We start from the raw sequence: 12,798 nt of genomic DNA, 5'->3' as shown, positions 1-12,798 counted from the left end.
GCATTATTTCTTCCGCCCGATCAGATGTCCTTTGACAGCGAAGAAACCAATGACCATGTAACAGGGAATGACCATCCAGTAAGCCTGCTGCTCGTTAAGCTGGTCCGCCAGCCTGCCGTATATCAATGGCAGCATCGCGCCGCCGCTGATCGCCATTACCAGCAGCGATGCGCCGGTGTTGGTGAAGCGGCCCAGGCCGTGTATGGACAGGGGCCATATGGCCGGGTACATCAGTGAATTGGCCAGTCCGAGCAACGCAATGAACAGCACGGAGGTGTAGCCGCTGGTAAAAATAGCCGCCAGTGAAAAAAGGATGCCGAGCAATGCGGAATATTTCAGCGCCGCCTGCTGGCTCAGGTAACGCGGTATCAGTACGATGCCGGCCAGGTAACCCGCCAGCATGGCAAGCAGTGTGAAAGAGGTAAAGAACCGCGCGGTAGACATTTTAATGCCCTGGTAAGCGCCGTAGCTGATGATCGTATTTCCGGCGATCACTTCCACCCCCACATACAGGAACAGCGTGAATACGCCGAGCAGCAGGTAGGGGAAATGGAAGACGCTGCCGCCTTCCGGCTTTGCCGTTTCTTCTTCTTCCGGCGAAATTTCCGGCAGCGGCGAGCGGTAAATGAGAACGGACAGTATCACCAGTAATGTGGTGATCACGATGTACGGCATAATTACTTTTTCCGCGAGCGCATTGAGAGCGGCCGTTTTTTGCGCGATGCTCATGTTTTGCAATTCGGCCGTCAGGGAATCCACATCATTTAATATTACAGCGCCGAGTATCAGCGGCGCCACAATCCCCGCGATGCCGTTACAAATGCCCATGATGCTCATCCTCCTGGCCGCGCTTTCCACCGGCCCGAGGATCGTCACATAAGGATTGGACGCCGTTTGCAGCACAGCCAGTCCCGCGCCCTGCACAAACAATCCCGTTAAAAACACCAGGTATTGCCGGTAGATCGCCGCCGGCACGAACAGCAACGAGCCCGCTGCCACCAGTAGCAGTCCGGCAGACATGCCTTTTTTATACCCCGTTATTTTCAGCAGCCAGGCGGAGGGCGTTGCCATAATAAAATAGGAAATAAAAAAAGCAAACGAAACAAGATAGGATTGAAAGCTGGTCAGCTCACAGGCGATCTGCAAATAAGGGATCAGCACGGAGCTGAGCCAGGTCACAAATCCGAAGATGAAAAACAGCGCGCCGATGAAGAACAGCGGATGGAGGCGGGCGGGTGTGGCGCCCGTAGCGGAAACGGAAGGATCAGGCATGTTTTGGAAATATATGCGTATTCATGCATCGTAAATATGCATGTTAAATAACATTCACCAGCACTGTGCTTGTAATGTCTGCCCCAAGGTAAAATAATTATGCGCATATATGCAAATTAAAAACGCATAAATCGACATATATACAGATTTTAGCTGATTTAACTTGTTTTGGGGCATATTTGCTGTTAATTTAACGGTATGCTGAAAGAGGAAAGACTTAAACTCATCATGCGCGAGGTGAACCTGCACAATAAGGTGTTGTCCGCAGACCTGAGCCGCCTGCTCGATGTGTCGGAAGATACGATCCGCCGCGATTTTAAAGAGCTGATCGATGCCGGCAAAATATTGAAGGTGCATGGCGGCGCGGTAAGCCCCTCCTTTCACTTCCCCCATAACATGCAAAGCGACGTGTACGCCAGGGAATCGAAACAGATCATTGCGGAGAAGGCAAAGAAATTATTGAAGAAAGATTGCACGGTGCTGATAGAAGGCGGCACCACTATTATTGAGCTTGCCAAAGCCATTTCCAACGATCTGCACGCCACTTTCTTTGTATTGAGCCCGCAGGTGGCGATCGCTTTATCCGACCGCGAAAGGCTGGACGTGATCAGCATCGGCGGCAAGCTCTCCCGGAATTCAAACGTACACACCGGCGCCAGTGTGATCAACCAGCTGTCCGAAATAAAGACCGACCTCTGCATTATCGGCGCCAACGGGCTTTCTGTGGCGGAAGGGTTGACGGACAGTGACTGGGAGATCGTGCAGGTTATTAAAGCGATGATGCGCGCCGCCCAGAAAGTAGCCGTACTGAGCATCTCCGAAAAGCTGAACACCACGCAACGCCTGAAGGTCTGCGAGCTGCATGCGGTGGACTACCTCATCACCGAGCTGCCGCCGGATGATCCTTTCCTGGCGCCGTATAAAAACAGCGTAGAGTTGCTGTGAATTAATAATAAGTTCACCTCCGATAATTTTTCCCACCCCGGAAAGTCTGTAACTTTTCATAAACACTTTCCAGGTGAGATCCCTTGTTTTTATAACCGCATTCCCGCTTCTGCTCGCGTTAACCACCGGTTGCTCCAGGAAAGATGCTTTGCCCGAGCCATACCCCACGGACAGCCTCGGCCGCATCAACCGCTGGACGCTGGACAGCATGCGAAGGTTCTATTACTGGAATGAACAGATACCCGCAAAGCCCGATCATTCGCTCAGCCCCGAACTGTTCTTCCAAAGCCTGCTTTCGCCGTCCGACCGCTTTTCCCATATCAGCGGCCCCCATGTGCCCGCGGCCACCAATTCCTATTTCACCTTCGGTTTCCACTATGCGTTTTTGCAGGCGCCGGGATATGATCATTATATAGGTGTCGTGACTTTCGTGAATATCAATGGCGCAGCGGATAGGGCCGGACTGGCGCGCGGCAGTTATTTTATAAAAGTGAATGGCCGGCCAATAGATGCGCAGCACCTCGCTGCAATAAACCGGGAAATGAATGAAAAGGGGAGCCTTACGCTTACCACCACAACATTCCATAATGATGTATGGGAACCTGGAGCAGACATACAACTGAACCCGGGATACGCCCGCGAGAACTCCGTTTATTACACGCGCATTTATAATAACGGTGCCACAAAAACAGGATACCTCTACTACACATCCTTCGATGAATCCTTCGACGGCAGCCTGTTGGAAGCTTTCCGGAAATTCAGGGACGCCGGCGTCAGTGAGCTGATACTGGATCTTCGTTACAATGCCGGCGGCAGCGTAGCAAGCAGCGCCAAGCTGGCGGCGCTGATCGCGCGGCAGCTCAATGCCGGTGAAGTGTATGCCATTTATGAAGGTAACCGGACGGAAGGCCGGCGCCCGCGTACGTTGCAGGCCGTGCTGAATACTTCAGGCAGCGCGGCGGGCCGGCAGTACAGCGATTTGCAGCCATACCAGCTGTCCATCAACAGGCTGTTTGTGCTCACCACCCATGCCACAGTATCCGCCGCGGAGCTGGTGGTGAACAATCTGAAACCTTTCCTCAACCTGGTGCAGATCGGGGAAACCACCGCGGGCAAGGATGAAGCGAGCTTTACGATCACAGACCAGCGATCGCCCCGCGAAGTGGAGTGGACCTTGCAGCCCATCGTGTATAAGCTGTTCAACAAGAACGGGGAAGGCGGCTACTCGGCAGGCATAACGCCGCAGCATGCAGTATCTGAAATGAGCGCGCTGCCGCTGGGCGCCATCGGTGCGGGCGATGATGCGCTGACAGGAAAGGCGCTGGAAATAATATATGGCCCCGGCTTCAGCGGATTGCCCGCTGACCTGCGCCGCGCGCCGCACCGGCGGATATCCGTGAAGCCGGTATATCAATCCGTTACCGGGCAGGCGGCGCGCGCTGCACCGGTGAGCGTTGTGTTGAATTAACCTTTAATTAATAGCAGGCAGCCGGCGACTTGCGGAATTTAAAAATACATTTGCCGCGCAGCTTGAAAAAATCAGGTTAGCTATGAACTTCCTTTCCAATGAAATAAAGAACGGTAATGAGCAGGCTTTCAGGGATTTTTTTGATAGTACTTATCCCCGTTCGCTCGCTTACCTGAAAAAATTTTTCGGGAAGGATAATGCATATATGGATGACATCGCGCAGGAAGCTTATGTAAAGCTCTGGCAGAACAGGGCGCAGATCGATGAAAACCAGCTGTTGGAAAGCTACCTGTTCAGGATCCTGAAAAATACGCTGTTGTCCTATTTCCGTACATTGGCATCCTCCAGGAAGAAAAGCTCCGTTTATCTCGCCTTTCTGCAACAATCCGGTAATCCCCGGCCGGATGCGGCGGATAACAACATCCTCCGCAGCATGCACCAGAAAGAATATCATAAGGATTATGAACAGGTCATGCGCAGCATCAACCCCCTGAAAAGCCAGTGCTTCCGGCTGCACCGGGAGTACGGGCTGACCTATTTCCAGATATCCGAAAGAGAAGGCATTGCTATCAAGACCGTGGAAAAATACATCCGCGAAACCTCCCGGATATTGCAGGCAAAATTGTTATCCCGCATTCAGTTCTGCGTGTTATACGCAGTGCTGGTCAATATTTAGCTTCACTTAACAATTTGGTAATACATTTTATGGAGGGATCAGATACCGGTTTGGCGTATTGATGGTATGGATATTCAAAAAATACGGTCATATCTGAAAGGGCTGGATGCGGGAACGCTGCAACCGGAAGAAGAAGCCTGGATCATCCGGTTTGTGGAGAACGCCACCAAAGAAGAATGGGCGGCCGTTTTCCCGGACCATGAATGGGATTCCCTGGAAGAAGTGCCGGTTGACCGGCAACGGCTGGACCATGTTTACAGGAATATCATGCCGGTGGCGCAGGTAGTACCGATGAAGCCCTGGTGGCAGCGCGCATGGGTGAAGGCCGCCGGCGCCGCGGCCATCCTGGTAGCGGGAGCGGTTGGATTCCAGCTAAGCAGACAGCATGCGCCACATCAGCAGGAGGCAATGGCCATTGCCTGGAAAACGGTTACCACAGCGGCCGGCCAGCGCATCGTCATTCACCTGCGCGACAGCTCCGATATCTATGTAAATGGCGGCAGCACGGTCATGTACCCCGAAACATTCGCGCAGAACAGCCGCGAAATAAAACTGCTGGAAGGCGAAGCTTTTTTAGATGTGGCGCAAGACCCGCAGCGGCCTTTCGTGATCTCCACCGGCGACATCCATGTAAACGTACTCGGCACTTCATTCAACGTGCGCAACTATAGCCATGAAAATGCGGTAGATGTTGCCGTGAAGACCGGCAGAGTGGCCATCAATAACGGAAAAGCGGAAAGCGTGCTGCTGTCTCCCGGAAAAAAAGCGGTATTCAGTAAACGATCCGGCGAAGCAACATTGGCGGATGTGCGCACCACTATGGTAGATGGCTGGATCAGCAACAACCTGGTGTTCACGGACATGAAGCTGGAAGATGTTTTCAAAAGCCTCCGCTATAATTACGGGCTGCATTTCAAAATTGAAAATTCAGCGGTGCTGAACAAACATATACGCGGCGCATTTCATCGTAAAAGTAAAGAGGAGATCATTCATTTGCTGAGCAAAATGGCACGTTTCAACTACCGGATCAAGGATTCGTTGGTCATCATACAATAATGAACCCGCATTCTTTTATCGCACAAATCAAAAAGTAAAAAATAAGGATGAACAATTTTACAAAAAAATCTCCCGCAAGGGGGAAAGGGAGAACTTTTGCCCGGACAAAAGCTGCACGGGCATGTGTTTTACTGATCCTGTCTGTTTTATCGACCCATTTATTGTTCGCGCAAAGCAAAGCATTGACGCTTTCGCTGAACAAGGCGCCTTTAAGTGAACTGATCGCCATCATCGAGTCCCGCACGGGGTATGTAGTGAATATGGTGAAAGAAGAAGTGGACCTGTCCACCCCGGTAACGGTGCAGGTGAACCAGGCCGGCATCCGCGAAGTGTTGACCGTGGCCTTGAAAGGAACCGTTTATATGTTCCATATCGAGGATGACGTGATCATTCTCAACAGAAAACCCGCGACGCATAATACTTCCGGCATGCTCACCGGCCAGGTGCTGGATGCGAAGGATAACACCCCGGTGATCGGCGCTACGGTCAAAGCCGGCAATCACGGCGCTACTGCGGATGTGAAAGGAGAATATACGCTGGAATTACCGGAAGGAACGCATAGCGTTACCGTCAGTTCTATTGGTTATACCACCAAAAGGATCGATGAAGTAGTGGTGAAAGGCGGCAGTCCCGTAGTGCTGAACATCGCCCTGAACATACAGAAAGGAACGCTGAAAGGCGTGGAAGTGGTAGCATCCGCCAGGCGGGAATCCATTTCTTCCCTGTACCTGAAGCAAAAGAACAACGCCGCCATTTCAGATGGCATCAGCGCCGAACAGATCAGGGTTACGCCGGACAACAACGCCGCGCAGGTACTGAAGCGCGTGAGCGGCCTCACCGTGCAGGAAGAAAAATATGTGACCGTGCGCGGCCTGAGCGAAAGGTACAATACCGTACTGCTGAACGGTTCCATGCTGCCCAGTACGGAGCCTAACAGGCGCAACTTCGCGTTCGACATCATCCCGAGCGGCCTGATAGACAACATCGTGATCCACAAAACGGCCACGCCGGACCTCTCATCCGAATTCGCCGGCGGGCTGGTGCAGGTGAACACAAAGGATATTCCCGCGGAGAGCTATTACAACATCACACTCGGCACCGGCATCAATACCAACAGTGTCGGGAAAGATATGTACAGCGCGAAAAGAGGAAAAAACGATTACCTCGGTTATGACGATGGTACAAAAACCTGGTGGAAGAAGAACAACTGGGATGCCGATAAGTATTTCGCATTGCAGGACCCGGAGAAGATCGGGGAAATGGGCCGGCAGATACCGAATAACTGGGGTATTTATAAATACAAATATTCCCCGGTGCAGAACTACCAGTTCAACATCGGCAAGAAGCTGCCGCTGAAGAACGGCGCCAACATCGGCGTAGTGTTGGGTGGATTGTACCGGCATGAAGAAGTGAAGGAAGATGAAGAAAGAAGGATCTATGCCACGGAGGCGTACGATTTCAGGGGAAGCAATTATGTTTTCCGTTCTTCGCTGGGCGGTGTGTTTAATGTAGCATACCAGGCGAAAAAACACAAGATCGCTTTCAAGAACCTGTACAATCACCTGTTTGTAAATGAAACATCAGATGCTTTTGGCCCCATGCCCGGTTTCTTTGACGGTACCCTCCGGAATTACCTTTCCATTACTACTATCAATGAAATGTGGCAGCACCGCCTGGAAGGGGAACATGCATTGAGCAAGCGGGGGATCAGGCTGGACTGGAGCGCGGACAAGATTTCTGTGACCCGTGACCAGCCGGATACGCGGAACTCGATGGGGCTTCGGTCTTTCGGGCATGATGACCTGTATATATATCACGGGTTGGAGGATCGTACAGGTAATCTTTCCAGAGGACTGAGCATGTTCAATTCCAGGCTGGATGAAACACGGTACAACTGGACGGCTAGTATAGTACTACCCCTTACCGTCGGAAATCAGCAACAGCGCATCAAAGCGGGATATGCTGGTACCTACCGGGAAGCGGATTTCAGCAGCTTTGGTCTTGCTGCTATCAAAGAAAATGAGGGAATGTTGGATACAGACTTTGATAAAAACACTTTTGGCCTGCCGGACTTCCGGTTGTTGGCACCGGAATTTATCAGACCCGGATACATTTACTACACTAAGGCTTTCTACGATGGTAACGCATATGACGGTTTCCAGCGTATGCATGCGGGCTACCTGATGCTGGACGCCAATCTATTCAGTAAACTGCGTTTCATCGGCGGAGTGAGAGCGGAAGACAATACGATGTTCGTGAACAGTCTGTTCTACGTGGAAGGCGAACGTGTTGATAATTATACCTATCATAAACTCGACTGGCTGCCTTCTGCCAATCTTGTTTATTCGATACATCCCAAAATGAATTTAAGAGTGGCGGTTTCTCAAACAATGAGCCGTCCAGATTTCAGGGAAAGGTCGGCATTTGAATATTTCGAGTTTAAAACCCGTACGGAATATAAAGGTGCACTGGGATTAAAAGATGCAAGGATCACAAACGTAGATTTGCGGTATGAATTTTATCCTGCCACGGGCGAGGTGCTTTCGCTGTCGCTTTTTCACAAATATTTCGATTCGCCGGTAGAGTTGATCGCTTCCCAAGGTTCCGGTAGCCTGTTATATTTCTATTTCAATCTGGAAAGCTCCGTGAGCGACGGCATAGAGATAGACTTTCGAAAATCGCTGAACTTCATCAACCCCGCATCCCGTCTGCTGTCCAATATCTATGTAAGCGGCAACGCCAGCTGGATGAAAGCAAATGTGAAATATAATACAGACGCGCTTCTAAAAGCTTCTAATGGCGTTACCGGTGGGGATGAAACGGAACTGCCGGGCGACTCGCGGAACCGGCCGGTGCAAGGCCTATCTCCCAGCATCTACAACGCAGGGATCGGGTATGTAGGCAAGCCCATCGGTTTCCAGGTAAGCTATAACCGTTATGGCAAACGGATCGTGGCTGGCGGTTTATATCCCTGGCAGGATGAATACGAAAATCCCCGCGATGTGATCGACCTGCAATTGAACGCTTCGTTGCTGAAAGATAAATTGACCCTTCGCTTTAATGTCAGTGATCTGTTGCATCAGGACTTTATTATCTACAACAACTATACAAAAGGAGAACCACCGAACAGACATAGCGACAACGGAAACAATGATCCCAAAGGCACCCGGTACAACCCGGACAAGGATTTTTCAAGATACAAGTCACAGAGAGGCGTGAACATGAGTTTTAGCGCGACGTACAATTTCTAGTTTTCATTGCATCATAGTATAACCCGATTCCCAAAAATTGTTAATCAAAAAGATCCCATGAAAAAGATTCTATTTGGCGCTGCTGCCTTAACGCTCGTTGCACTGGGCGCATGTAAGAAAGACGGCAAGCAGGAAGACAGAGCCCTGCAGGCCGGCGCGCTCGCTGTTTGCCCGACCTCCGTATTGCCCGGCGTTATTTCCGGCAGCAAAACGCTGCACAACGACACCGTGTACATTCTGGATGGAAAGACGTATGTAGACAACGGCGGTGTATTGACCATTGAGCCCGGAACCCGCATTGAAGGCATCTGGAAATCCGATCCCAACGAATCATCAGCACTGGTGGTTACCAAAGGCGGCCAGATCTTCGCTAACGGCGATTCCTGTAACCCGATCGTATTTACCGCACGCATAGACGGAAGCAATCCTTCCAGAACTCCCGGCGACTGGGGCGGCGTTGTGCTCCTGGGCCGGTCTATCGTGAACAAAGTTAATCCTGTAATTGAAGGTATCGACCTGCCCACGCTGCCCCCCGGCATCGACGTGACCTATGGCGGTACCGATTCGCTGGACAACTCCGGTGTGTTCAAATTCGTAAGGATCGAATACGCCGGTGCTGTGGTAGCTCCCAACAAAGAACTGAACGGCCTCACCCTCGGCGGTGTGGGCAGCGGCACTACCCTCCACCATGTAGAAGTGGCCTGGGGCGCTGATGATGCCTTCGAATTTTTCGGCGGTACGGTGAACGCCAGCTACCTGGTAGGTCTTGCCATGAATGATGATGGCCTGGACTTCGACTATGGTTATCGCGGCGCGATCCAGTTCGCCCTGATCGTTCGCAGCAGCTGCTGCTTCACGCAGACTTACGCGGATGCAAACGGCATCGAATGCGATAACGATGAATTCGACAACAGCGGCGATCTTCCGAAAACCCGCCCCATCCTGTCAAACATCACCATCGTAGGCGGCCCTACCTCCGCACTCAGCGGCACACTGAACGGCGTTCGCTTCAGAAGGTCAGCCGATTATATCATGCGTAACTCTATCGTGATGGGTTATGGCGATGGTTCTACTTCTTATGCGGCCCGTTTTGATGCGCCGTCTGTTAAAACCGAGTTCAAGTACAACCAGGTGTACCGCTTCGGTACACAAACGCCGTCTAACGTTGCTCCGCTGGATGCAAGCAACAATATTCTCAGCGGTACTTCCGGCCTGGTGTCCGCGTTCAACTGTGGTTCCAATGGCACCAGCCTCAATTTCGCGCCGTTCTCCGCTGTTGCCGCCAATTTCACTACCGGCTGGCCCACGAACATCATCCCCACGGCTGATAACTTCCTGAACAAATCAGTGAACTACAGAGGCGCATTCGCCGCGCTGAACCGCAACTGGCTGGGCTGCTGGACCAACTGTGTTGGCTTCCTGCCGCCGGCCATGTTCTGCGAATAGTTTTTTTATTGTCTGATTGATGCAATGAAAATATTAAGAAGCGGGTAGCAAAAGGCTGCCTGCTTCTTTTAAAACAAAAAACATACAAATGATGATGAATCGAATTTTACATGTCCGCAGGAGATTTTTTTTATCGACAGGAGCCATCCTGCTCGTGCTTGTTGCGTTTTTCTCCTGTTCCAAAGAGGGAACGCAGGAACTGATACCGGAATTTTCCAAAGTGAATTTTGAAATAAGGTCGCTGAAGCAGGCGCCGGTATTGTATAGTATTAAAGTGAACGACTTTACCATAGCAGACAGCGCTGCCATCGTGGGGCAGTACACCAATGTGGTGGAAAGAGCTGCCACGCCGCAACGGCTGAGCATCACGGAAATATACAGTAACACCGTGCTGCTGGATACCATGATCACTATCCCCGCAGGGGAATCAACATATACCATCTACCAGATCGATACCGCGGAATCCGCCCAACCGCTGTTCATCGTTGGCGGGCAAGCCACCGATGTGCCGGTAGATAGCTTCATGATGGCCTTTTATGTAAACGACCCGGCATTCCCGGAAACCTTTGATATCCTGGTGTACAAGGTTGTCGATTTTGCGTATGCCGAAGTTCCCCCCGTCCATATTTATAAAGATGTAAAAAGAGGATCGTTCACCGAATTTTCTCTCTTTGTGGGGAGCGGTTTCTTTATGGCGGAAGTACGCACACCGGATGGCGAAATGATTCCCGGTATGCTGCCCATCGACCCGCAAAACCCCTTTGGCGGTGGAGGTACGGTTGAAGCCCGTTGCGGATTCAATATCAACAACCACCAGATCATTAAAATGGCCGCGGCGGACATGGGCGACGGAACCTATGCCTACTACCAGGAATGCATGTTCATGTACTAGATTATTTCAGACTCCAAAATCCCTTGCCCTACAGAGGGTTGCCTCCTTTCCCCGGCAACCCTTCTTTATTTAACAAAAAAAATAGTTTGCAGTTTGCGCGCTTTGCTATTAATTTTACGCCGGAAAATGAGAAAAAAGTAAGCCTGCTCTCTAAAAAAAACAGCGCTGTACTGTCCCGGATCAATTTTGAAGCCAAGATGACCAGACTGTTAATTGGATTTATTTTATCGCTATATGTTCTCCTGCCGGGAGGATTGGCGCATGGGTTCTCGCTGGAGAAGACTTTTGAAGGCTCCGCGCGGGCGCGCTTCTTCGCGGAACAGCTGGATGCTGCTCAGATCTGCGCCACCGATGCGCCCGGCGCCAGGAAGGGCCGCGATAAAGTAAAAGCGATAGAGATACAGGAGGACGAAGATCCCGGATCTTCCCGGAAAGACCCCGCAGCCAGGAAACCCCGCACCATCTTTTACATTGCGCCTGTTGACAGTTACATAACCTGCAGCGCAGAAAACCAGCTCCCCTTTTGTGAACATTTTTCTTACGCCGCTTCCCCTAAATTCATCATGCATCGCGTGATCAGGATCTGATTCGCTGACCTTATTCCCGTCATTATTTTATTGATCTCCCTGCATGGCGCCAGCTATGCGGACAGGCGTGTTATGCGCCATCACAAATAAATCCGAATCAAGAACTCATATAATATGATGAAGCAAATTCTCATGCTCATGGGCTTGTGCGCCTTGCTGTGCCATACAAGCTGCAAACCGAAGGAAGGAAACAAGGAAGAATCATCGAAACTGGTGGTAACGAGCCCACTTAAAATGGACACCGCGATCACCAGCGAATACGTTTGCCAGATACGTTCCATCCGTAACATTGAACTGCGCGCCCAAGAAAAAGGGTACCTGCAGGACGTGCTGGTAGACGAAGGACAATTCGTAAAAGCCGGGCAGATATTATTCAGGATCATGCCACGGATATACGAAGCGGAGTTGATGAAAGCAGAGGCCGAAGCCCAGGCCGCTGAAATTGAAGTGCAGAACACAAAGTCCCTCGCGGACAGGAATGTGGTATCCAAAAATGAACTGGCGCTGGCCAACGCCCGGCTGAAAAAAGCAAAAGCGGAATTGTCGCTCGCCCAGGTGCACCTGGCCTTTACCGAGATCAGGGCGCCGTTCGACGGTATCGTTGACCACCTCCACCTGAAGCTGGGAAGCCTTGTGGAAGAAGGCGATCTCCTCACCAGCCTGTCAGACAACAGCCGCATGTGGGTGTACTTTAACGTGTCCGAACCGGAATACCTGAACTATGCCGCTGAAGTAAAGCCTAAAGAAAAGATAAAGGTTGACCTGCTGATGGCTAACAAAGCACTGTTCAAACACCCCGGCGTGGTGGAAACCATCGAAGCAGAATTCAACAGCGAAACCGGCAACATCGCATTCCGCGCAACATTTCCCAACCCGGAACGCCTGTTAAGGCATGGCGAAACCGGCACCATCCTCATCCGGGAACCGCTCAAGAATGCGCTGATCATCCCGCAGAAAGCTACGCTCGAGATACTGGACAAAAAATATGTTTTTGTGGTGAACAAAGACAATGTGGTGCAGCTGCGGCACATCACCGTCGGCGCCGAAATGCCCGACCTGTACGTGGTGAAGGAAGGTCTGGCGGAAAACGAGAAGATACTGCTGGAGGGCTTGCGGAAAGTGAAGAATAACGACAAGATCGCGTTCGACTATGAAGAACCCAAATCGATCATCGCTCATTTAATGTTGCCGACGGAATAATGTAA

The 12,798-nt window shown here is 51.2% G+C and carries 10 protein-coding genes; 9 read left to right on the top strand and 1 reads right to left on the bottom strand.

What is annotated here, in order from left to right; genetic code table 11:
- Positions 1-3: 3 nt before the first annotated feature.
- The gene (locus CCY01nite_RS02670) at positions 4-1,272 is read right to left on the bottom strand and encodes a sugar MFS transporter (RefSeq protein ID WP_146857751.1); all 1,269 of its coding nucleotides are present in this window, start codon (positions 1,270-1,272) and stop codon (positions 4-6) included.
- A 198-nt stretch (positions 1,273-1,470) separates the two neighbouring features.
- On the opposite strand from CCY01nite_RS02670, the gene CCY01nite_RS02665 reads away from it, so the two are divergent.
- From CCY01nite_RS02665 to CCY01nite_RS02625, 9 genes are all read left to right on the top strand, one after another.
- The gene (locus CCY01nite_RS02665) at positions 1,471-2,217 is read left to right on the top strand and encodes a DeoR/GlpR family DNA-binding transcription regulator (protein WP_146857750.1); all 747 of its coding nucleotides are present in this window, start codon (positions 1,471-1,473) and stop codon (positions 2,215-2,217) included.
- Positions 2,218-2,290: 73 nt separating this feature from the next.
- A complete protein-coding gene (locus tag CCY01nite_RS02660; RefSeq protein WP_146857749.1) occupies positions 2,291-3,685 on the top strand; it encodes a S41 family peptidase in 1,395 nt (464 codons plus the stop codon).
- 82 nt (positions 3,686-3,767) lie between these two features.
- Positions 3,768-4,361, top strand: coding sequence for an RNA polymerase sigma factor (locus tag CCY01nite_RS02655; RefSeq protein WP_146857748.1), 594 nt, complete (start codon positions 3,768-3,770; stop codon positions 4,359-4,361).
- A 66-nt stretch (positions 4,362-4,427) separates the two neighbouring features.
- Positions 4,428-5,417 (top strand): FecR family protein, encoded by a 990-nt coding sequence (locus tag CCY01nite_RS02650; RefSeq protein WP_146857747.1) that lies wholly within the window; start codon positions 4,428-4,430, stop codon positions 5,415-5,417.
- Between the two features lie 161 nt (positions 5,418-5,578).
- Positions 5,579-8,668 carry a TonB-dependent receptor gene (locus CCY01nite_RS02645; RefSeq protein ID WP_186830867.1) on the top strand — a complete coding sequence of 1,030 codons (3,090 nt, stop codon included), beginning with the start codon at positions 5,579-5,581 and terminating at the stop codon, positions 8,666-8,668.
- A gap of 57 nt (positions 8,669-8,725) precedes the next feature.
- Positions 8,726-10,114 (top strand): beta-helix domain-containing protein, encoded by a 1,389-nt coding sequence (locus CCY01nite_RS02640; protein WP_146857745.1) that lies wholly within the window; start codon positions 8,726-8,728, stop codon positions 10,112-10,114.
- 94 nt (positions 10,115-10,208) lie between these two features.
- A complete protein-coding gene (locus CCY01nite_RS02635) occupies positions 10,209-11,006 on the top strand; it encodes a hypothetical protein (protein WP_146857744.1) in 798 nt (265 codons plus the stop codon).
- A gap of 197 nt (positions 11,007-11,203) precedes the next feature.
- Positions 11,204-11,593, top strand: coding sequence for a hypothetical protein (locus CCY01nite_RS02630; protein WP_146857743.1), 390 nt, complete (start codon positions 11,204-11,206; stop codon positions 11,591-11,593).
- A gap of 114 nt (positions 11,594-11,707) precedes the next feature.
- Entirely contained in the window at positions 11,708-12,793 is a 1,086-nt protein-coding gene (locus CCY01nite_RS02625; RefSeq protein WP_246129834.1) for an efflux RND transporter periplasmic adaptor subunit, read from the top strand.
- The last annotated feature ends 5 nt before the right edge of the window (positions 12,794-12,798 follow it).

It is taken from the genome of Chitinophaga cymbidii (assembly GCF_007992715.1).
Classification (GTDB): Bacteria; Bacteroidota; Bacteroidia; order Chitinophagales; family Chitinophagaceae; genus Chitinophaga; species Chitinophaga cymbidii.
This window is presented reverse-complemented; position numbering and strand designations above follow the sequence as displayed.

What these genes read in the sequence shown, in the direction of transcription:
- CCY01nite_RS02670 (WP_146857751.1), bottom strand. Translation starts at nt 1,272, where the DNA reads ATGCCTGATCCTTCCGTTTCCGCTACGGGCGCCACACCCGCCCGCCTC.
- CCY01nite_RS02665 (WP_146857750.1), top strand. Translation starts at nt 1,471, where the DNA reads ATGCTGAAAGAGGAAAGACTTAAACTCATCATGCGCGAGGTGAACCTG.
- CCY01nite_RS02655 (WP_146857748.1), top strand. Translation starts at nt 3,768, where the DNA reads ATGAACTTCCTTTCCAATGAAATAAAGAACGGTAATGAGCAGGCTTTC.
- CCY01nite_RS02650 (WP_146857747.1), top strand. Translation starts at nt 4,428, where the DNA reads ATGGATATTCAAAAAATACGGTCATATCTGAAAGGGCTGGATGCGGGA.
- CCY01nite_RS02640 (WP_146857745.1), top strand. Translation starts at nt 8,726, where the DNA reads ATGAAAAAGATTCTATTTGGCGCTGCTGCCTTAACGCTCGTTGCACTG.
- CCY01nite_RS02635 (WP_146857744.1), top strand. Translation starts at nt 10,209, where the DNA reads ATGAATCGAATTTTACATGTCCGCAGGAGATTTTTTTTATCGACAGGA.
- CCY01nite_RS02630 (WP_146857743.1), top strand. Translation starts at nt 11,204, where the DNA reads ATGACCAGACTGTTAATTGGATTTATTTTATCGCTATATGTTCTCCTG.
- CCY01nite_RS02625 (WP_246129834.1), top strand. Translation starts at nt 11,708, where the DNA reads ATGATGAAGCAAATTCTCATGCTCATGGGCTTGTGCGCCTTGCTGTGC.